Genomic DNA, 19845 nt, shown 5'->3' with positions numbered 1-19845 from the left:
GGCCGATGTTTGGAACCGTCAGCCGCGATTAAGCGACTGGAACACGCCAGTCATCGGAACCCGAAGTACCGGATACTTCGTGGGTCCAGGTGATTTTGCGGTAGGTGAATTGCACTTCTTCCAGGTGCGTGAAGTGCGAGTTCGATGGATCCTGGCAGTTGTGCATTTTGTTGTTGATGGCGACGATGATCGCGTCTTCCAGTTTGGTGGTGTAGTAGTGCTCTTGGGTGCCTTGAGCCGAGGTGCGGTACCACTGGATAACGATTTCGCTCATGCGCTCGCCGGAAGTCAGCGCCGCTTGCAGCAGTGGCGAGGACTTGTCGTAGACCTTGGTGATTACGACTGGCTTGTGGACGCGCTGACCGGTCGGTTGGCCGGACTGTGGATCACGCGGGATGATCACGTCGTGGCTGAAAGCCTGAACCATGACCTGGTCTTCATGACCTTCCTGGTAGGTGTTGCCAACCGAGTCGGCGGTGAATGCGCCGGCAGTGATCAGACCTTGTTTCTCGCCAGTAACGGACATGTACGCTGGTGTAGCCATGGATGTGCTCCTTGCTAAAAGTTAGGGTGCCCGGGAGGCGGTATCGCCCGGTGGGTGCCTGACTGTTATCAAGGACCGTGCCAGAACTGCTTAAGGCTATATAAATCAGGTGATTGAGGAGATTTAATCAGCGCCGAAAGGGTTTTCGGCAAGGATCAGCTGAAAAAGTGCGCAAGAAGTTGCGCAGTGGTGCGCAACTTCTTGCGCACTCGGCTGGAGGGCTTGTTAAACCTGGCGTCCAGCGTCTTTTGGGGCCTTTTCACCGATACAGGTGCGCAACTTCTTGCGCACCAAGGCTATGAGCCATCACTCCGACAATTATCGCAACGAACAGCGCTGCCCGATGGTCAGATCACTGAACAACCCGGACATCGACTGGAGAACGACATGAAAATCCTGATGGTTTTAACGTCCCACGATCAATTGGGTAACACCGGCAAGAAAACCGGCTTCTGGCTTGAAGAATTCGCCGCCCCGTATTACACCTTCAAGGACGCTGGCGCTCAGCTGACCCTGGTCTCACCCAAGGGCGGCCAGCCACCGCTGGACCCCAAGAGCGATGAGCCAGACGCGCAGACTGCTGCCACCAACCGCTTTCGCAAGGATTCCGCCGCCCAGTCCGCATTGGCGTCTACTGGGGTGCTGAATACCGTGAGGGCCGAAGACTATGACGCTGTTTTCTATCCCGGCGGGCATGGCCCGTTGTGGGATCTGGCTGAAGACACTTTTTCAATTGCGCTGATCGAGGCGTTTTACACGGCGGGCAAACCGGTTGCGGCAGTTTGTCATGCGCCGGGGGTGTTGCGTCACGTCAAGGATGCGGACGGCCAGCCATTGGTCAAAGGCAAGCGCGTGACGGGCTTCACCAATTCCGAAGAAGCCGTGGTGCAGTTGACGGATGTTGTGCCGTTTTTGGTGGAGGACATGCTCAAGGCCAACGGTGGTATTTACTCCAAGGCCGATGACTGGGCGAGTTATGCGGTCGAGGATGGCCTGTTGCTGACCGGTCAGAATCCTGCGTCGTCGGAAGCGGTCGCCAAGGCGTTGTTGGCAAAGCTGAAATAAAATCAAAAGATCGCTGCCTTCGGCAGCTCCTACATCGACCGTGTACAACCGTCATACAACGGGTGCCCACAATCTCTGTGTACAACCGCGATATAACGGATGTACCCGCCCCTGTAGGAGCTGGCGAAGCCTGCGATCTTTTTTGCGGTCATCACGCTTATTCGGAAACGTTCAAACCCAGTGCCGCAAAACACTCCTCGATCGACCGCCGCTGCGTCTCGGCATACAGCCCCAACTCATCAATCGTCGACCTTCCCAAGGCCTTTTCGAACGCTTGCTGGTTTGAAGGCACGCCATAGTGGGTTTGCGCCGCATCCCCTAGGTTCGACTGAAAAATCCCCGCCGCACTGACCGGCAGAAAATCTTCGTACACCAGCGGTTCAACCCGCACATAGCCGCCTTGGAGCAAATCCTCCAGCGACGTGCCTTTCAGCCCATCCGCCGCCAGGCCTTTTTCCGTCACGAAGTAGCGAAAGTACGCCAGTTCCTGTTGGCGCATGTCCTCGACGGTGTCAGGGAATTCGCCGAAGTGCTGTGCCATTAGCGCGTTGTAGCGTGCGGCATTGGCTTCGTTGGGGAAGTCCTTGAGTTCATCCCGGGCAGCGTTGAGCAAACGGTCGTAAAGCGCCCGGCCTTTGGGGGTGAGCGCCGCGCCGCGTTGCTCGATTTCACCGAAGCGGGCGCTGTGGCTGCCACGGGTTTCGGCTTGATCGGTAAAAGCAATCGGCTCGTCCAGCGCCTTGAAGCTGGTTTGACGCAGCAGGATCGGGCATTGGCGGCGGGGCGGGCCTTCGATCACCGCTTTGGGGGTGATGCCATGGGCGGGCATCTGCGCCTGGACGATGTCGATGTCCAGAGTGCGTGGCGTCAGGTGATTGATGTGCGGGCCTTTGAACGCTACCACGTCGGCGATCAGTCGATGCTGGGCGCTGAGTTGCCGGTATTGCTCGGCGGTGACGGTGGCGCTGTGGTGCCAGCGGAAGGTTTCCAAGGCTTGTGCGACGAAATCCTGCGCCTCGTATTCAGTCAGGCCGCCTTGGGTTTCGGCGCGTTCGATGAGGGTCAGTGCCGCCGGGGTGAAGATCGAACGCTGGTCCAGCACCGACTGGGCAAAGGCCCGCAGTTCGGCGTCTTCGATCAGTTCCAGGCGCAGCAGCGAGGTGAATACCCGGAATGGGCTGACTTGCAACGCGGCTTCATGCACGGCACGGAATGCGGTGGAATGCACCGGCACGCCGGCCGGGGTCAGGTCGTAATAGCCCACCGGCTGCATGCCCATCACCGCAAACAGGCGGGCGAGGGTCGCCAGTTCAGCGGCGGTGCCGACGCGGATCGCACCGTGGCGCTCCAGGTCCAGGCGCTGGATTTCGCCGGTGCTGTGCAGCTGTCGGGCGATCTGCGGGTCGCTGTCCAGCACGTGGCGATTGGTCTGTTCCACCAGTTCCATCAGCGCGCCGTACAGTGGCACTTCTTCGCGGTACATGTCGGACATCGCTTTGGAGAAGCGTTGGCGGATCAGGTCAGGGCTGACGAAGTTCGGATGGCTCATGAAAAGTTTCCTGGCGCAGTGACGTAACGGATGCCGGAAAAGATCGCAGCCTTCGGCGGCGCCGACAAACGAAGTTTCTGACGAACTTCATTCTGCAAAGGACTGTTCTTGCAACGCAGGAGTGTTTGTTTATCGCAGCACTTGGTCCACCAGTTCGATCCAGTGCCTGACCGGCGTTCGTCCGGCGCTGTTGAGGTGGCTCTGACAACCGATGTTGGCGGTGGCGATGACCTCGGGGTGGCCGGTTTCCAGGGCGTTGAGTTTGTTGTCGCGCAGTTGCCGGGCCAGTTCCGGTTGGGTGATCGAGTAGGTGCCCGCCGAGCCACAACACAGGTGGCTGTCGGGCACTGCCGTGAGATTGAAGCCCAATCGGGTCAGCACGGCCTCTACCGCGCCGCCGAGTTTCTGCGCGTGCTGCAAGGTGCAGGGGCAATGGAAGGCGATTCGTCGGTCGGTGGCTGCGCAAACCCTTTCCAAAGGTTCATCGGCCAGTACTTGCACCAGGTCCAGCGCCAGTTCGCTGACCCGCCGGGCCTTGTCCGCGTAAACCGGATCGCGCTCCAGCAGATGCCCGTAATCCTTGATGAACGCGCCGCAGCCGCTGGCGGTTTGCACGATGGCTTCGGCGCCGTTTTCCAGGTGCGGCCACCAGGCGTCGATGTTGCGTCGGGCGCGGTCCAGGCCCATGGCTTGGGCGTCGAGGTGATAGTCCAGCGCGCCACAGCAGCCGGCTTCCGGTGCGGGGATCACGCTGATCCCCAGCCGATCCAGCACCCGCGCCGTCGCGGCATTGGTGTTCGGCGACAGACCGGGCTGCACGCAGCCTTCGAGCATCAGCACCCGGCGAGCATGCCGAGGGGCAGGGCGCTCGCCTGAGGCGGGGACGTTGTGGGGCAATTTTGCCTCAACGCCCCGTGGCAGCAACGGCCGGAATGTGGCGCCGATCTGCAGCAAGGTCTTGAACAGGTTCGGGTTCGGCGCCAATGCCCGCAACCCTTGGCGCAACAGTCGCTGACTGGCCGGGCGCGGCACCGCTTGATCGATCACGGCACGGCCAATGTCCAGCAGGTTGTGATAATCCACCCCGGACGGACAGGTGGTTTCGCAGTTGCGGCACGTCAGGCAGCGATCCAGGTGCAACTGGGCTTTGGCCGTGGCGGGAGCGCCTTCGAGCACTTGCTTGATCAGGTAGATACGCCCGCGCGGCCCATCCAGTTCGTCGCCCAGCAATTGATAGGTCGGGCAGGTGGCGTTGCAGAACCCGCAATGCACGCAGGTGCGCAGAATCTTGTCCGCTTCTTCGGCGCGGGGCAGTCGTTTGGACTGTTCGCTGAGATTGGTTTGCATGCTAAAGCTCCGCGTACATCCGCCCGGGGTTTAACAGCCCTAGCGGGTCCAGTTGCGCCTTGAGTTGCCGGTGATAGCGCAGCAGTGCCGGGGCCAGCGGCTGGAAGGGCGTGTCGCTGACGCCATGGCTGAAACAGCTGGCGTGGCCGCCTAGTTCAAGGGCTCGCGACTGAATGTTGTCGGCCGCGGATTTCAACCAGCGTTGCGCGCCGCCCCAGTCGATCAGTTGCTCACCGGGCAAGTCCAGAGGCCCGAGGTTGTTGGGTAATGACAAGCGCCACAGCGGCAGGCCCTCATTGAAAAAGTCTAGTCGTTGTTCGTTCAGGTCGGACCAATAAGCGGAGTCCATCGGTTCGCCGCCGAGCCGTTGATGAGCAGCTGCGACCGAACCTTCGCCGCCTTCCAGCCGCAGATACAAACGCTGACCGTCGTGGCAGGCGGCGCTGATGGGCAGTGGTTGCTGGCCCCATTGCGCCAGATTGTCCAAGGCGCGGGCGCAGTCGATGTCCAGGCTGATGCTCAAGCATTGTCGGGGTTTGGGCAGCACTTTGAGCGAAACTTCGGTCAGCACGCCGAGGCAGCCATAACTGCCCACCATCAGGCGCGAGAGGTCGTAGCCGGCGACGTTTTTCATCACTTCGCCGCCGAAGCGCAGGTGAGTGCCGAGGCCGCTGATCACCCGCGTACCGAGGACAAAATCGCGCACCGAACCGGACCACGGGCGCCGCGGCCCGGACAGACCCGCGGCGATCATCCCGCCAACAGTGGCGCCTTCGCCGAACGACGGCGGCTCGCAGGGCAGCATTTGTCCTTTTGCATCCAGTGCGGCAAACAGTTCGCTCAGCGGCGTGCCGGCGCGAACGCTGATCACCAGCTCCGTCGGGTCGTAGCTGACGATGCCGCGATGGGCGCGGGTGTCGAGTATTTCTCCGGCCACTTCACGGCCCAGAAACGCCTTGGTGTTACCGCCCTGAATGCGCAACGGCGTGGCGTTTTCCCGCGTCTGTTTGACTTGCTCCAGCAGGGCTTCACTGGCATCGAAGTCCGGCATCAGAAACGCTCCAGCTCAGGGAACGGCAGCTGCCCGGCGTGGATGTGCATCGCGCCGAATTCCGCGCAGCGGTGCAGGGTCGGGATGTTCTTGCCGGGGTTGAGCAGGCCCTTGGGGTCGAACGCGGCTTTCACGGCGTGAAACAGGGTCAATTCGTCACTGTTGAACTGCGCGCACATCTGATTGATTTTCTCGCGGCCGACGCCATGCTCGCCGGTGATGCTGCCGCCGACTTTCACGCACAGTTCGAGGATCTTGCCGCCAAGGTCCTCGGCCCGTTCCAGTTCGCCGGGCTGATTGGCGTCGAACAGGATCAGCGGGTGCATGTTGCCGTCACCGGCATGGAAAACGTTGGCCACGCGCAAGCCATATTCTTGCGCCAGGCTGGCGATGCCCTTGAGCACACCGGGCAGTTCGCGGCGGGGGATGGTGCCGTCCATGCAGTAATAATCCGGCGAGAGGCGGCCGATCGCCGGGAAGGCGTTTTTGCGCCCGGCCCAGAACCGCACGCGCTCGGCTTCGTCCCGGGCTTGGCGTACCTCACTGGCGCCGGCCTGTTGCAGCACCTCGCGGACCCGCTCGCAGTCGTCGTGGACATCGGCTTCGACACCGTCCAGTTCGCACAGCAGGATTGCCTCGGCGTCCACTGGGTAACCGGCGTGGATGAAGTCTTCGGCAGCGCGGATCGCCAGGTTGTCCATCATCTCAAGGCCTCCCGGGATGATCCCTGCGGCGATGATCTCGGCCACCGCGCGGCCGGCCTTTTCCACGGAATCGAAACTGGCCAGCAGGACTTTGGGGACCTGGGGTTTGGGCAGCAGTTTGACGGTGACTTCGGTGATGATCCCCAGCAAGCCTTCGGAGCCGGTGAACAGGGCCAGCAGGTCGAAGCCTGGCGCGTCCAGTGAATCGGCGCCGAGGGTCAGGTGTTCGCCTTCAAGGGTGAGCACTTCAAGTTTCAGCAGGTTGTGCACGGTCAGGCCATATTTGAGGCAATGCACGCCACCGGCATTTTCCGCGACGTTGCCGCCGATGGAGCAGGCGATTTGCGAAGACGGATCTGGCGCGTAATACAAACCGAACGGTGCCGCCGCCTGGGATATCGCCAGGTTGCGCACCCCCGGCTGGACCCGTGCGGTGCGGGCGGCGGGGTCAATGTTCAGGATGTTGTTGAACCGCACCATCACCAGCAGTACGCCTTTGTCCAACGGCAGTGCACCGCCGGACAACCCGGTGCCGGCCCCGCGCGCCACCACCGGCACGTTGCGGGCGTGACAAAGCCTGAGCAGCGCCTGCACTTGCTCCAGCTGCCGGGGCAGGGCGACCAGCATCGGCGTGGTGCGATAGGCCGAGAGGCCGTCGCATTCGTAGGGTTTGAGTTCTTCTTCGCGCCAGAGAATGTCCAGGTCCGGCACCTCCTGCTGCAAGGCCTTGAGCAGCGCTGCTTTGTCTACGTTCGGCAGAACACCGTCGATGCGTTCGTCGTAAAGAATGTTCATGATCGCGCCTCATATGAATCGCGGAACATCACCCCGAATTATCTGCCGAACATCCCCGTAGCAGCTGTCGAGCCTGCGAGGCTGCGTTCGGCTGCGAAGCAGTCGTCAAACCAGAACCTGCGGTGCAGCAGGCAAATTGCGTTCGCCGGATTCACGACTGCTTCGCAGCCGAACGCAGCCTCGCAAGCTCGACAGCTGCTACTGCCGAACGCAGCCTCGCAAGCTCGACAGCTGCTACAGGGAGCTCATGAGCGATGTGTCTCCAGAAACTCCCGATACAACCGCGCTGTATTGGCCGGTTGCTCAACCATCGGCATATGGCCGACACCGTCCCAGATTTCCACCTGCAGATCGGCGATGCCCTTGCTCCAGACCGGTACGCTGCTGACGTCGATCAAGCGGTCCTTGCGCCCCCACAGGAGCAGTGCCGGGCATTTGATGTCGGGCAATTTCGGCTCCATCGGCGGACTAGCGTGAAAGTCCCTGAAGATTTCTTCCAGCTCGTCGCGCTGCTGCTCATAGCGTTGAGCGACGGCGTCCAGCACGATCCCCGGTACCCATGGCGGTGAGACCATGGTCATGGCATAAAAATGCTGGAACTCTTCACGGGAATGAATCAGAAACGGGTTATGCCCGCGAGCCAGGTGTCGCTCCATGTCGCTGGGCTCCGGGGCGGTGACGCCTGCCGGATCGATCAACGCCAGCGAAACAATGCGCTCCGGGTAAGTGGCCGCCAGCCATGCCGCGATATAACCGCCCATGGAGTTGCCGATCACGTGCACCTTTTCGACCCCACAGATATCGAGCAACTGGATCAACCGTTTGGCCTGAACCGGAATGTCATAGCCACCGCCGGCCTTGAAGCCGGTTTCGCCATGGCCGGCGAGGTCGGGGATGATCACCCGGTAATCATCGACAAAATGCCGGGCGAAGCGCAGCCAGATGTTCTTGTCGGCGCTATAGCCGTGCAGCATCAGCACGCTGCTGGAGGCTTCGTAAGGCCCGCCTTGCCAGGTCGAAACGGTCATTTCGGGGATTGGCACAATGATCTTGTGCAACCGGTACAGCCGGGCCTCCAGCGCCATGTTCAAGTCATAGAGCCAGTAACCGATGGCCGGGTAGCTCAACCAGCTCCAGGCCACGAAGACGGCGATAGTGACAACCAGCAAAAGCATCAGGCTATTCCTTTGCAGTGATCAGGACAGAGTGTGGTCGGCGGGTTTGAGCGCCGGGGTCAATGAGTGATAACTGAAATCCAATTCCACCGCGACACACTCTTTGTAGCAGCTGGCGAAGCCTGCGTTCGGCTGCGAAGCAGTCGTCAAACCAGAGCTCGCGGTGCAACAGGGAAACTGCGTCAGCCGGATTTACGACTGCTGCGCAGCCGAACGCAGCCTCGCAAGCTCGACAGCTGCTACCGCCGAACGCAGCCTCGCAAGCTCGACAGCTGCTACAAAGGCCTCCTCTTTATCGTTGTTTATCGATCCCTCCCTTCATGTATAGACCAAACAGTGGGCATTCAGCTCACGGCAATGCCACGCGATTCAGACCGCCAACCGGTGATGGCTATTTGCCGCTGCCCTGATAGACTTCAAACACACTTTCAACCCGTGCGTTGTCAGGCTCCGTTCAGTGGTACAGAGGCCTCTATGGAAAAAAAGGGAGGAAAAGGACTTTCACTGGCCAGGAGGCTGTATGCGTCGCGAACCCTGGGTTTGGCCCTTGGGTTGTTGTGTGTCGGCGCAGGGATGTATCCACTCAACCCGGCGCCTTGGGTCTGGGTAGTGATGCTGCTCAACGGGCTGCTCTGGCCGCATGTGGCCTGGCAATGGGCGCGCCGGGCGGAAATTCCTTTTCGTGCCGAACACCGCAACATCCTGGTGGACGCGTTTCTCGGCGGTTTCTGGGTGGCCGCCATGCAATTCAACCCGCTGCCCACCGCCGCGACCCTTTCGATGATGGCGATGAACAATGTAGCCATCGGCGGTTTGCGTTTTCTGTTGATGGGCGCCGTCGCGCAACTGCTTGGGATTGCCCTCGGGTTACTGGTGTTCATGCCGGCTTTTGTCCCGCATACCAGTCCGATGCAGCTGTACGCCTGTTTGCCTTTACTGTCGATTTATCCGATGGCGCTGGGCTGGATCTGCTTTCGTCAGGCCCATACCCTTGGCCGACACAAGCGCGAGCTATTGGCCCTGAGCCGCACCGACAGCCTGACGGGCTTGCTGAATCACGGTGCCTGGAAAGATCAGCTGGAAGTCGAATTCCAGCGATGCCAGCGTCAGCAGCAGGGCGGGGCGATTGCGCTGATCGACATCGACCATTTCAAAACCATCAACGACACCTACGGCCATGTCGCCGGGGACATCGTCCTGCGTCAACTGAGCAAAATGCTCAAGCAGAACCTGCGGGCAGCGGATGTCGCTGGACGTTATGGCGGCGATGAATTCTGCGTGCTGCTGCCGGACCTGCCGCTGGACCGCGCCGCTGTGGCGATGGATGCGCTGCGGGATCGTTTCGCCACGTTGGGTTACGAGCAGAACCCGGCGTTGAAAGTCAGTTTGAGCATCGGCCTGGCAGCCTTCAATCCGGCCCACGACGACGCGACCCTATGGCTCAACGACGCCGACCAGGCGCTCTACGAAGCCAAGACCACCGGTCGCAACCGCGTCATCTGCCACGGCGACGGTAAACCGCATAAGGCGTTGCTCGATTCGGTGTAACCCAATCACCACAAATCCCCTGTGGGGGCGGGCTTGCTCGCGATGACGGCGGCACATTCAACATCGCTGTGATTGTCAGACCGCTATCGCGGGCAAGCCCGCTCCCACAGGAGATGTGTGGTCATTGAGGTTCGTGCAGGTCGCATCCGGTGTAGAGCCTTGCGTCGTAGTCAGGTAGGGTATTTTTGACCCCCGACACGAAACAAGGATCGATTCATGACGTTCAATCTCTCTCGCTCCCTCCTGGCCACCAGCCTCGGCCTGACTCTCGCCCTCGGCGCCTTCACCCCCGCAGCCTTCGCCGAACCCCATAAACAAGTCCTCGCCGATGCCGAACAGTACAAAGGTGAAGCCCTTAAATTGCTGGAACGCTTGGTGAACATCGACTCCGGCTCCGGCTATGAACCGGGCCTGACCCAGGTGAGTGACATCGCTATCGAAGAGTTGAAGAAACTCGGCGCCACCATCGAACTCGTGCCCAACACCCCGGACAAGAGCAACCATGTGCTGGCTACGCTCAAAGGCACCGGCACGGCGAAAATCCTGCTGATGGCGCACATGGACACCGTGTTCAAGGAAGGCTCCGCCGCCGCGCGCCCGTTCCAGATCAAGGACGGCCGCGCTTACGGGCCGGGCGTGATGGACGACAAGGGCGGCATCGTCGCCGGGATCTATGCGCTGAAAGTTCTAAAAAACCTCGATTTCAAGGACTACGCGCAGATCACCTTTCTGCTCGACGCCAGCGAAGAAACCGGCTCGGACGTCGCCACCGACCTGATCAAGAAAACCGCCAAGGCCCACGACGTGACCCTCAACCTCGAACCGGGCCGCCCGGCCGATGGTTTGGTGGTGTGGCGCAAAGGCAGCGCCACCGCCATGGTCGAGGTCAAAGGCAAGGCATCTCACGCTGGCGTCGCACCGGAACAGGGGCGCAATGCGGCGATGGAAGCCGCGCACCAGATTCTGCAACTCGGCAAACTGGGCGATGCGCAGAAGAAAACCACCATCAACTTCACCGTGCTCGATGCCGGGGATCGCACCAACGTGATTCCGGATCAGGCCACCGCCAAGGCTGACGTACGGGCAGCGGTGCCAGAAGAGTTCGACCGGATCGAGAAGGACCTGGCGCGGGTTTCCAAGGACAAGCTGATTCCCGAAACTGAAGTCACCACCACCCTGAAACGCGGCTTGCCGCCGATGCCGCAAACGGCGGAGTCGGATCGCTTGATGGCCATGGCCCAAGGGATTTACGGCGAAATCGGCCGCAAGTTGACCGAAGAAGGCAGCGGCGGGGCGGCGGATGCCAGCCTCTCGGCCGGAGTGGGTACACCGACGCTGGACGGGTTCGGGATTGTCGGCGGGAATATCCATACACCCGAGGAGTACGCCGAAGTCGAGAGCGTGGCGCCGAGGATTTATCTGTTGTCGCGGATGATTATGGAATTGACCAAGAAGTAATCGGCTGGATCACCTTCCCATGCAGGTGCAGGTAAGCTAAGAAGTTTGAGCGACGAAAATCCTGTGGGAGCGTGGCTTGCCCGCGAAGAATGCGCAGCGGTTTTTCAGGTATTACGCGTCATCGTTCTTCGCGGGCAAGCCACGCTCCCACAGGTTCTGCGCCTTAACTTACCGGCATCATGGAAAGACGTCACACCATCATTTCAGCTCAACCCTCACTCCTTGACGCTCATGTATTCCTTCGCCCAAAGAATGTAATCCTCAGGCTGCGTATAGGTGTGAGTCAGTTCCGTGGCGTTCAGGTCCGACGCCTGAGTAAAGATCTGGCGTTGCTCGCGCAGACTGTCATATGTGGCCTTGATCGCCGCGAAGTAGGCGCCATGGCCGTCGATGGTGACGCGCACGCCCAGTTCGGCCAGGCGATTGTCGTCGCGCAGCAGCGGGTTGCCGTAGGTGACCAGCATCAGCGGCACGCTCAGGTGCTCGGCGATTTGTTCGAGGTGGTCGAAGTCCCGCACGCCCACCATGCAAATTCCGTCTGCCCCGGCCTGTTGGTATTGCTGGGTGCGGCTGATGATTTCCTGAACCGGCAGGATCCCGGCATTGGTACGCGCAATGATCGCCATTTCCGAGTCGACCCGTGCTTCCAGAGCTGCGCGAATCTTGCCGACGCCTTCCGCAACTCCGATCAGGTCAGTGGATTTGCGGCCGAATTGCGCGGGCAGCAAGGTGTCTTCAATGGTCAGTGCGGCGATGCCGGCGCGTTCGAGCTCGACGATGGTGCGCATGACATTAAGTGCGTTGCCATAGCCGTGGTCGGCGTCGGCGATCACCGGCAATTGGGCCACGCGGCCGATGCGGGTAGCCTGCTCGGCGAACTCGCTCAGGGTGATCAACGCAAAATCGGGGGCGCCCAGCACCTGCAACGATGCGACCGAACCACCGAGGATTCCTACTTCAAAACCCAGATCAGCGGCAATGCGTGCCGACATGGGGTCGAAGACCGACGCGGTGTGATAGCAGGTGTTGGAAGCGAACAGTTGGCGGAAATTACGGCGTAAATCTTGATGAGACAGCCTGGACATATGAGTTCCACCAACACAAGGGAATGGAAGGGCTTGAGCAAAAGTGTCAACGCCGAAGGGACAAAAGGCTATCACGCGGGCGGGTGAACAATGATGACGAATTTGCATGGGGTATGCAGTGATCGGCATACAGGGTGTTGGTGGGTGATGCCTTTTAAGCCGGATTGACACGATTCCTGACTTCGACACGATCCCTTGTAGCAGCTGCCGAAGGCTGCGTTCGAGTGCGTAGCACTCGCCATCACGGATCGGATGCCATGCAAGTGCTACATGATCACGCCGCCACCGCCTGCTGCTGTCGGTTGCGCAGCGGCACGGCGCGGACCGAGTTGCCGGGTTGCAGTTGCAGGCGCTTGGCGGTGAGCCGGTCGACGATCAGGCTATTGCCGATCAGCCGCGCCTGGGCGGTGGTGATGCGGCAGTTTTCCAGGCGGCGGTTGTGGATCAGCCACACCGGCGCCTGATCGTCGGGCGTGCCGATAGCCAGTTCCAGGCGTTGGCTGTCTCGCACCGTGCGGATTCTCGACACCGGGGCTTCGATCACCGGGCCGGCGTCGAAGATGTCGATGTAACCCTTATGAGCAAACCCCTCGGCCGTGAGGATCTTCAATGCAGGTTCAGTGTTCGGGTGCGGCTTGCCAATCACCGCCTGGGCCTGTTCGGTGAGCAGGCAGGTGTAGAGCGGCTGGCGTGGCATCAGTTCAGCGATGAATGCTTTGCTGCCCAGCCCCGACAAATGATCGGCATGGCTGAAATCCATCTTGAAAAAGTGCCGGCCCAGGCTGTCCCAAAACGGCGAGCAGCCTTGTTCGTCGGCACTGCCGCGCAGTTCGGCAATGAGCTTGTCGCCGAACAGGTGGGGGAACTCGGCAACGAACAGCAGGCGCCCTAGCGACAGCAATCGACCATTACTGCCATGACGTTGATCGTGTCGCAGAAACAGCGAACAGATTTCCGATTGGCCGGTCATTTCGTTGTTGAGGAACAACGTGGGGATCTGGCGCTGAATACCCAGGTCCGGCGACGAGCTGACGGTAAGCCCGACCCGGTAGTTGTACCAGGGCTCCCGCAGGCCGACGGCTCCCGCCAGGGCACTGACGCCGACCACTTGTTGATCGTCGTCTTCAAGCACGAACAGGTAATCGGCGTCCGCGCGCTCGACCTGTTCGGCAAAGGTGCGCTGGGCCCAGCGCACTCGGTGGGTCAGGCGTTCCTCATTGGCCGGCAGGGTGGTGAACCCGGGGCCGGCCCGTTGCACCAGATCCAGCAAGGCGGGCAGGTCGGTGACTTGAACCGGGCGGACAATCATGATGCAGCTCCTTCTTCACGCATGTTCGGGCGCTGTCGTTGGGCATGGGGCCGGTGGTGGCTCACAGGGCGATCAACCGGATCGCGCTGGCGTCGGTCACATTCAGGGCCGCGCACATCTCGGCGCTCAAGGCCACGGGTTGCCCGGCGCGATAGTCCAGTTCGGCGACGATGGCGCGATAACCTTTCAACGAATCGTTGCTCACCAAGTAGCTGCCGCGCGCATCGATGGCCGAGCCAGGGTGCACCGTGCCAATCTGGCTCTGGGCGATGGAGCGAATGTTCGAGGTGCGTGCGTACAACGTCGGGCCACCGTCGAACAGGTCGATGTAGCTGTTGGTCTCGAAGCCTTCGCGCTCAAGAATGTCGAAGGCCTCCTGACCGTCGGGATGAATCCGGCCGATACATGCTTGTGCCGCTGGGGGCAGCATCGGTACGTAGATCGGGTATTGCGGCATCAGTTCGGCGAGAAACGTCCGGCTCTGCAAACCACAGAGCCGCTCGGCTTCGACATAGGGCAGGTCGAAGAAATGCTTGCCCAGCGCGTCCCAGAACGGTGACTGGCCCTGTTCGTCGCTGTAACCGACGATCTCGGTGATCACCGCTTCGGCAAAGCGCGCCTCGTGGGCGGCGATGAACAACAGCCGCGCCCGGGACAGCAACTCGGAAAACCGCGTGCGTTCCAGCGCTGTGTCGATATGGAAACCGCGCAGCAAAGAATGACCGCTGAGGTCGTGGCACAACGACAACGCCGGCACTCCGTGCTCGATGTTCAGCTCCCGTGAGGCACTGGTAAAATGGCGGTTGCGCAAACTGTAGAACGGTTCGCTGAACCCCGCGGTGGCGAGGATTTCCGAGCAGCCGACCAGACAGCGAGTCGTGAGATTTTCCAGCACGAAGAAATAGTTCTCCGGGCCAGGCCCCTGGACGTCTTTCTCGAACGAAGCGCAGGAGTCGAGGATCTTCTCGCGCAGGCGTTCGGTGTCATCCGGCAAGGACGTGACCCCCACCAGACTGTCGCGCGCCAATTGCTGCAATTGGGGCAGGTCGGTTAACTCCACTGGGCGTAAGACCAGCATGGATGTACTCCTGTATCAAAGGGTTCGGCGATTTGCACCGAACCTGACTATCACTGTCGGTTTCCACGCGTTAAAGCGGCAGTCGCCTGAATTCATGTCAGACGCTGCTCTTTTTCTTGTCAGCCATTGCTCGGGTCGGGTAGGACCGTGCTGGCACCCAGTTTGTTGAGGAAGAATAGATAGACCAGCCCCAGGGCAATCCAGATCAGGCCGAGTTTCTGTGCATCGACGCCCATGTTGTACATGATGGCCGCGACGATTATGAAGCCGATCACCGGGCAGAGCAGGTGACGGATCACCTGGCCGGACTTCTGCCGACGCCAGTAATAGTTGATTACGGTCAGGTGCAGCAACATGAAGCCGCTCAGGGCGCCGAAGTTCACCAGAGAGGTGAGGGTGTCCACCGAGTTGATGAACAGGTAGCAGATCACCAGCGACAGCACCGCCACCAGATAGATGCTCATGTACGGCGTGTTGTGTTTCGGATGCACCTTGGCCAGCACTTTCGGCAGTTTGCCGTCCCGCGCCATGCCGAACAGCAGGCGCGAAACCGCCGCTTGCGAGGTGATTGCGACCGCGACGCCCCAGGCCAGGGCGGTGGCCACAGCAGTCAGGGTTGCCAGCCAACTGCCGGCGGCGATTTCGGCGATTTCATAGAACGCAGTGTCGGCAGACTTGAAGCCCAAGCCGGCGGCCAGATCGGTGGCAATCCAGGTCTGCACGACAAAGATCACGCCCATCACCAGCAATGTGATCAGCGCAGCCTTGCCGACGCTGCGGCCCGGGTCGCCCTTGATCTCTTCGGCGAGGGTGGAAATCGCATCGAAACCGAGGAAGGACAGCACCGCAATCGACACTGCTTGCATCAGCAGGGCGAAGTTGAATGTCTCGGGGTTATACAGCGGCGCCAGGGTCAGTTGGCCGTTACCGCCGCCGTTGTGCAGGGCAGTCCAGGCATAGAACAGGAAGATCCCCAGCACCACCAGTTGCGCCAGTAGAAAGACGATGTTCATCCGCGCGGTGAAAGTAATGCCTCGCAAGTTGACGAAGGTAGCGCTGACCAGAAAGGCCAGGATGAAGCCGACTTTCGGGATGTCCGGGTACAAATGATTCAGCGCCATCGCCGCGTAGACGTAGAGCAGCGGCGGAATCAGCAAATAATCGAGCAGCATCAGCCAACCGGCGATAAACCCGACATGCGGGTTGAGGCCGCGTTGTGCGTAGGAATACACGGAGCCCGCAATCGGAAAGGCCCGGGCCATGCTGCCGTAACTGAGGGCGGTGAACAGCATCGCCACCATGCCGATGATGTAGGCCAGCGGCACCATCCCCGGCGCTTCGGCGTTGACGTAACCATAAACGCCGAACGGGGCGATGGGGATCATGAAGATCATCCCGTACACCACCAGATCCGTCAGCGACAGGCTACGTTTCAACTCTTGCTTGTAGCCGAATTCTTCTATTTCCATGAAGCCCTTCTCCTTGATATGAAAGCAGCTGCACGCTGCGAGATTGAAGCTATTGCTCTACAGCAGCGGCGCCAGATAGTCGGTCCAGCGACCGATATCCTCGGGCGTACGCAACAGATCGTTGCGCACCTCGATCAACACCGACTCAAGCCCGCGTGCATCACCGTGAACTGGCACGGTCATGTCACCCAGCGGATCGATTCTGTATGGCTGATTACCCGCGACTTTCAAGGAGTGCCGACTCAACCCGTCGATCACTCGCTGTGCGTACTCCCTGGCCTGGCCGAACAACACGCCGGCCTCCAGCACTCGTGGCTGGCCGTAATATATCGGCGTGAAACTGTGAATCCCCACCACGCGAACCGGTCGACCTTTAGCCACACGGGCGTCGATCAAGGTTTGCAGGCGTGCATGAAACGGCTTGAACAGGCAGTGCCGGCGATACTCGCGGGTGGCCTCGTCCAGGTCCCGATTGCCCGGCACCTGATAAATCTCGCTCTGCAATGCAATGCTGTCCGGCGCATGGCGCGGGCGGTTGAGGTCGATCAACAGCCGTGAATAGTTGGCCGCCAGCAGGGTGGTGCCCAATGCTTCGGACACACCCTCGGCCAGCGCCAGGGCGCCGATGTCCCAGGCGATGTGTTCGCGGGCGGCTTCATGGCTCAAGCCCAGGTCATTCAGCCCGGCCGGGATAAAACGACTGGCGTGTTCACACACCAGAATCAGCGGGTGCTCGGAGGCTTCCCGGCTCAGGGTGTACGCAGGTTGGGTGTAGATCCCCAGTTCGGCGGACTCAGTACAGGCGCGCATAGTGCTCACAAAGATCGGCGGGCGAGAGCTGTTCCGTCAGCCTCAGTTCCTCGGTTTTAAGGGCGAACCAGGTGTCCAGCAAGGCGCTCGGCAGGGCTTCGATCAGCGCCTCGCTGTTGCGCAGGCATTCCAGGGCCTGGGACAGAGACGCGGGCAGGGCGACGATGCCGCGGGCCTGGCGTTGCTCTTCGTTCAGGGAATCGGGGACTTCATCGGTGATCGCGTTCAGGGCCAGGCGCTGCTCGATGCCCAGGCGTCCGGCGATCAATAACGCGGCCATGGCCAGATGCGGCGAGGCGGTGGCGTCCATGGCGCGAAATTCCAGGTTGTACTGTGCCGCCACGGCTTTGCCGCCCAGGCTCACGGTCGGGCAAATCCGCAGCGCCGCTTCGCGGTTGCGTTGGCCGAGGCAGGCGTAGGAAGCGCTCCAGTGATGGGGCTGCAAGCGCTCGTAGGAAACCGGTGTCGGCGCGGTAAAGGCGCAGAGCGCCGGCAAATAGTGCAGAACGCCGGCGGCCCAATGCTGGCCGAGCGTCGATAGGCCATTGGTGGTGCCGGCGTCGTACATCACCGGGTGGCCGGCCAGATCCTGCAGGCTCACGTGTAAATGTACGCCATTGCACACCGCCTGCTCGGAGGTCTTGGGCGCGAAACTCAGGTCCAGACCCATTTGCCGGGCGATCTCACGGGTGATCTCGCGCACGTTCACCGCGCGGTCAGCGGCGGCGACGCCGAGGGTTGGGCGGCAGGTGATTTCGTATTGATGCTTGCCGTATTCCGGCAGGAACATCTCCGGCTCCACACCGCCGGCACGCAATGCGCTGAGCAACCAGCCGCCGAACTCGGCGCCCTGGCGCTGCGCCTCAAGAGAGAACGCCAGATGCTCAGCCGCGCCGCTGCCGAGGTTGAATTCATGTTCGAACGCGGCGTTGATCTGCAGTCCCAATTCGCTGCGATAACGCTCCACCTCGTTGCGCAACAGCGTGCGCGGACAGGCGCCCCAAGGACGGCCATCGGTTTCGCGAATGTCACCGTGAATGAAGTCCAGCGCCGGGGCATTGGCGTCCGGGCCGTTGTTGACGGTCACACGGCTGCTCAAGTCGGGAATCAGCCGCAAGTCTCCATAAGCGCCCCATGGATTGCTGGAGGCGATGATGTCTTGCGGGGTCAGGGCGCTGTTGGCCGGCACCCAGCCGCAGCCGGCCACTTGATAGGCATCGAGTTCGTCGGTGGGAAAGGAACGGCCGCGCGTCACGCCGATCAGGTCGGTGGTGACGATCGTGGTCATCGGCAGTGGCGACAGGCGAGCGCTCATGGCTGCATCTCCTGCAATCGGCCGAGCACGGTCTGGGTGTCGGTGATCCAGCAGTAGCCCTTGATGGCGTTCAGGCAGGCGTGATGCCGTTGTTCGGTGTAGGTGGCGCAGGCATCTTCGACCAGCGTCACCCGGTAACCGCGATCAGCGGCGTCGCGCACGGCCATGTCGACGCACTGGTCGGTGACGATGCCGGCGATGATCAGGTGGCGGGTTTCAAGGTTGCGCAGCACGTAGTCGATGTTGGTGGAGTTGAAGACCCCGGAAGAAGTCTTGGGCAACACCATTTCGTTTTCGATCGGCGTCAGGTCATCGATGATTCGCGCTTGCGGGCTGCCCTTGGGCAGGTGCATGTCCGAGAGTTTGTGGTCCAGCGAACGATCGCGACCATCGGCGGTGAGGCTTTCGATGAGCGTGTGCAGCACGTTTTGCCGTGCGCCGCGAAAGGCACTGAGCAACCGGCGCTGATTGGGCACCACCTGCGTGTGGGCGCGGGTCAGAAAGTATTCGGCATCCGGTCCGTTGAGGTGCGGGTCGAACTGCGGCTCAAGCCAGGCACGCTGCATGTCCACCAGCAACAACGCGGTGTGGTCGGTGGTGAACGGTAAGTCCCGGGGCGAGTGGTGGGGGAGCGTGAACATCCTTATTTATCCTCCAGCAGGTGGGTGTCGAAATCGGTCCGCAGGGCATCGATGCCTTCCAGGCGATCGGCCAGATCGGGGCTGCGCAGGGACAGGCAGGCAACCAGTGCTTCAACCTGGGCCAGCGCCGGAACCATCGAGTCGAAGGCCGACGCCGATTCCACTGGTGCACTGATGATCAGGTCGGCCATTTCTCGCAGCGGTGACGCGTAGATATCGGTGAACAGCACGACCCGCGCATGCCGGCTCTTCGCGGCATTAGCGACACGCAGGGCCTGGGACTGATAGCGGCGATAGTCGAACACCAGCACCACATCCTGACGCTGCACGTCGAACAGCCGGTCCGGCAATTGCGCGTTGTCTTCCAGGGCAAAACAGCCGGGCCGCAACAGGCGCAAATGGTTGAGCAAATAGTTGGCGAGGAAACTGCTGAAGCGGCCGCCGAAGCAATGGATCTGATGGCGAGTGTCGAGCAACCATTCGATCAGAATTCGTACATCTTCGGGTTGGGTCAGCGCCTGGGTGTCGATCAATGCCCGATGGCTGTTCGCCAGATAATGGCCCCAGGGATCATCTTTCTTGAGATGGGCGCGGGGTTGCAACAGAGTACTGGGAGAGCGCAGGCGGTCATCCATGTCGCTGAGCAAGGCTTCCTGAAAGTCGGCATAGCCGTTGAAACCAAGCTTCTTTACCAGCCGCACAATGGTCGGATCGCTGACACCGGCATGTTCGGCCAGACGTGACATCGGGCCCAGTCCGTTACGCGGATACTGATCCAGCAAGGCACGTATGACTTTGCGTTCCGACGGAGTGAAGTCCAGGGCGGGATCGGTGATCAGGTCTCTGAGAGAGGACATCCGGGCTCCTGCTGGATGGATATGTCGGTTTTATTTCACAAATTG

The 19845-nt window shown here is 60.9% G+C and carries 17 protein-coding genes; 3 read left to right on the top strand and 14 right to left on the bottom strand.

Annotation, left to right across the window (positions count from 1 at the left end; translation table 11 throughout):
* Positions 1 to 28: 28 nt before the first annotated feature.
* Complete coding sequence (locus tag NHU87_RS02495) at positions 29 to 544, bottom strand: Hcp family type VI secretion system effector (protein WP_007900657.1); 516 nt, start codon at positions 542 to 544, stop codon at positions 29 to 31.
* A 387-nt stretch (positions 545 to 931) separates the two neighbouring features.
* On the opposite strand from NHU87_RS02495, the gene NHU87_RS02490 reads away from it, so the two are divergent.
* Positions 932 to 1609, top strand: a complete 678-nt coding sequence (locus NHU87_RS02490) for a type 1 glutamine amidotransferase domain-containing protein (RefSeq protein ID WP_253545300.1) — start codon at positions 932 to 934, stop codon at positions 1607 to 1609.
* A 157-nt stretch (positions 1610 to 1766) separates the two neighbouring features.
* Here NHU87_RS02490 and hglS read toward each other — a convergent pair whose 3' ends face one another.
* From hglS to NHU87_RS02465, 5 genes are all read right to left on the bottom strand, one after another.
* Positions 1767 to 3158 carry a 2-oxoadipate dioxygenase/decarboxylase HglS gene (gene hglS, locus NHU87_RS02485; RefSeq protein ID WP_253545299.1) on the bottom strand — a complete coding sequence of 464 codons (1392 nt, stop codon included), beginning with the start codon at positions 3156 to 3158 and terminating at the stop codon, positions 1767 to 1769.
* Between the two features lie 129 nt (positions 3159 to 3287).
* Entirely contained in the window at positions 3288 to 4505 is a 1218-nt protein-coding gene (glcF, locus tag NHU87_RS02480; protein ID WP_253545298.1) for a glycolate oxidase subunit GlcF, read from the bottom strand.
* Position 4506: 1 nt separating this feature from the next.
* Positions 4507 to 5556 (bottom strand): glycolate oxidase subunit GlcE, encoded by a 1050-nt coding sequence (gene glcE, locus NHU87_RS02475; protein ID WP_253545297.1) that lies wholly within the window; start codon positions 5554 to 5556, stop codon positions 4507 to 4509.
* The gene (glcD, locus tag NHU87_RS02470; RefSeq protein ID WP_253545296.1) at positions 5556 to 7055 is read right to left on the bottom strand and encodes a glycolate oxidase subunit GlcD; all 1500 of its coding nucleotides are present in this window, start codon (positions 7053 to 7055) and stop codon (positions 5556 to 5558) included. Before glcD ends, glcE begins: the two co-directional genes overlap by 1 nt.
* A gap of 245 nt (positions 7056 to 7300) precedes the next feature.
* On the bottom strand, positions 7301 to 8230 hold the full coding sequence (locus NHU87_RS02465) for an alpha/beta fold hydrolase (protein ID WP_253545295.1): 930 nt from the start codon (positions 8228 to 8230) through the stop codon (positions 7301 to 7303).
* A 474-nt stretch (positions 8231 to 8704) separates the two neighbouring features.
* Here NHU87_RS02465 and NHU87_RS02460 point away from each other — a divergent pair, with 474 nt between their 5' ends.
* Positions 8705 to 9778, top strand: coding sequence for a diguanylate cyclase (locus tag NHU87_RS02460; RefSeq protein ID WP_253545294.1), 1074 nt, complete (start codon positions 8705 to 8707; stop codon positions 9776 to 9778).
* Between the two features lie 216 nt (positions 9779 to 9994).
* Positions 9995 to 11236, top strand: a complete 1242-nt coding sequence (locus NHU87_RS02455; protein ID WP_253545293.1) for a M20/M25/M40 family metallo-hydrolase — start codon at positions 9995 to 9997, stop codon at positions 11234 to 11236.
* 215 nt (positions 11237 to 11451) lie between these two features.
* Here the strand turns inward: NHU87_RS02455 and NHU87_RS02450 are convergent, their stop codons facing one another.
* The 8 genes from NHU87_RS02450 to NHU87_RS02415 form a co-directional block, all read right to left on the bottom strand.
* On the bottom strand, positions 11452 to 12321 hold the full coding sequence (locus NHU87_RS02450) for an isocitrate lyase/PEP mutase family protein (protein WP_253545292.1): 870 nt from the start codon (positions 12319 to 12321) through the stop codon (positions 11452 to 11454).
* A gap of 274 nt (positions 12322 to 12595) precedes the next feature.
* On the bottom strand, positions 12596 to 13630 hold the full coding sequence (gene astA, locus NHU87_RS02445) for an arginine N-succinyltransferase (protein WP_253545270.1): 1035 nt from the start codon (positions 13628 to 13630) through the stop codon (positions 12596 to 12598).
* A gap of 61 nt (positions 13631 to 13691) precedes the next feature.
* The gene (locus tag NHU87_RS02440; RefSeq protein ID WP_253545268.1) at positions 13692 to 14708 is read right to left on the bottom strand and encodes an arginine N-succinyltransferase; all 1017 of its coding nucleotides are present in this window, start codon (positions 14706 to 14708) and stop codon (positions 13692 to 13694) included.
* A 119-nt stretch (positions 14709 to 14827) separates the two neighbouring features.
* Positions 14828 to 16177: an APC family permease gene (locus NHU87_RS02435; RefSeq protein ID WP_253545266.1), complete on the bottom strand. Its 1350-nt coding sequence runs from the start codon at positions 16175 to 16177 to the stop codon at positions 14828 to 14830.
* A gap of 57 nt (positions 16178 to 16234) precedes the next feature.
* Complete coding sequence (locus NHU87_RS02430) at positions 16235 to 16987, bottom strand: N-formylglutamate amidohydrolase (RefSeq protein WP_253545264.1); 753 nt, start codon at positions 16985 to 16987, stop codon at positions 16235 to 16237.
* On the bottom strand, positions 16971 to 18302 hold the full coding sequence (locus NHU87_RS02425) for a glutamine synthetase family protein (RefSeq protein ID WP_253545262.1): 1332 nt from the start codon (positions 18300 to 18302) through the stop codon (positions 16971 to 16973). Before NHU87_RS02425 ends, NHU87_RS02430 begins: the two co-directional genes overlap by 17 nt.
* A complete protein-coding gene (locus tag NHU87_RS02420; RefSeq protein ID WP_253545260.1) occupies positions 18299 to 18943 on the bottom strand; it encodes an isochorismatase family cysteine hydrolase in 645 nt (214 codons plus the stop codon). Before NHU87_RS02420 ends, NHU87_RS02425 begins: the two co-directional genes overlap by 4 nt.
* A 2-nt stretch (positions 18944 to 18945) precedes the next feature.
* Positions 18946 to 19800, bottom strand: coding sequence for a MurR/RpiR family transcriptional regulator (locus NHU87_RS02415; RefSeq protein ID WP_253545258.1), 855 nt, complete (start codon positions 19798 to 19800; stop codon positions 18946 to 18948).
* Positions 19801 to 19845: the final 45 nt, after the last annotated feature.

Source organism: Pseudomonas mandelii (assembly GCF_024138395.1).
In the GTDB taxonomy this organism is placed as follows: domain Bacteria; phylum Pseudomonadota; class Gammaproteobacteria; order Pseudomonadales; family Pseudomonadaceae; genus Aquipseudomonas; species Aquipseudomonas mandelii_E.
Note: the sequence above shows the minus strand (reverse complement) of the source record. Positions and strands in the feature narration are given on the sequence as shown.

Bases quoted from the DNA above. Each gene is read 5' to 3' on its own strand.
- NHU87_RS02495 (WP_007900657.1), bottom strand. From the start codon at position 544: ATGGCTACACCAGCGTACATGTCCGTTACTGGCGAGAAACAAGGTCTG.
- NHU87_RS02490 (WP_253545300.1), top strand. From the start codon at position 932: ATGAAAATCCTGATGGTTTTAACGTCCCACGATCAATTGGGTAACACC.
- hglS (WP_253545299.1), bottom strand. From the start codon at position 3,158: ATGAGCCATCCGAACTTCGTCAGCCCTGACCTGATCCGCCAACGCTTC.
- glcF (WP_253545298.1), bottom strand. From the start codon at position 4,505: ATGCAAACCAATCTCAGCGAACAGTCCAAACGACTGCCCCGCGCCGAA.
- glcE (WP_253545297.1), bottom strand. From the start codon at position 5,556: ATGCCGGACTTCGATGCCAGTGAAGCCCTGCTGGAGCAAGTCAAACAG.
- glcD (WP_253545296.1), bottom strand. From the start codon at position 7,055: ATGAACATTCTTTACGACGAACGCATCGACGGTGTTCTGCCGAACGTA.
- NHU87_RS02465 (WP_253545295.1), bottom strand. From the start codon at position 8,230: ATGCTTTTGCTGGTTGTCACTATCGCCGTCTTCGTGGCCTGGAGCTGG.
- NHU87_RS02460 (WP_253545294.1), top strand. From the start codon at position 8,705: ATGGAAAAAAAGGGAGGAAAAGGACTTTCACTGGCCAGGAGGCTGTAT.
- NHU87_RS02455 (WP_253545293.1), top strand. From the start codon at position 9,995: ATGACGTTCAATCTCTCTCGCTCCCTCCTGGCCACCAGCCTCGGCCTG.
- NHU87_RS02450 (WP_253545292.1), bottom strand. From the start codon at position 12,321: ATGTCCAGGCTGTCTCATCAAGATTTACGCCGTAATTTCCGCCAACTG.
- astA (WP_253545270.1), bottom strand. From the start codon at position 13,630: ATGATTGTCCGCCCGGTTCAAGTCACCGACCTGCCCGCCTTGCTGGAT.
- NHU87_RS02440 (WP_253545268.1), bottom strand. From the start codon at position 14,708: ATGCTGGTCTTACGCCCAGTGGAGTTAACCGACCTGCCCCAATTGCAG.
- NHU87_RS02435 (WP_253545266.1), bottom strand. From the start codon at position 16,177: ATGGAAATAGAAGAATTCGGCTACAAGCAAGAGTTGAAACGTAGCCTG.
- NHU87_RS02430 (WP_253545264.1), bottom strand. From the start codon at position 16,987: ATGCGCGCCTGTACTGAGTCCGCCGAACTGGGGATCTACACCCAACCT.
- NHU87_RS02425 (WP_253545262.1), bottom strand. From the start codon at position 18,302: ATGAGCGCTCGCCTGTCGCCACTGCCGATGACCACGATCGTCACCACC.
- NHU87_RS02420 (WP_253545260.1), bottom strand. From the start codon at position 18,943: ATGTTCACGCTCCCCCACCACTCGCCCCGGGACTTACCGTTCACCACC.
- NHU87_RS02415 (WP_253545258.1), bottom strand. From the start codon at position 19,800: ATGTCCTCTCTCAGAGACCTGATCACCGATCCCGCCCTGGACTTCACT.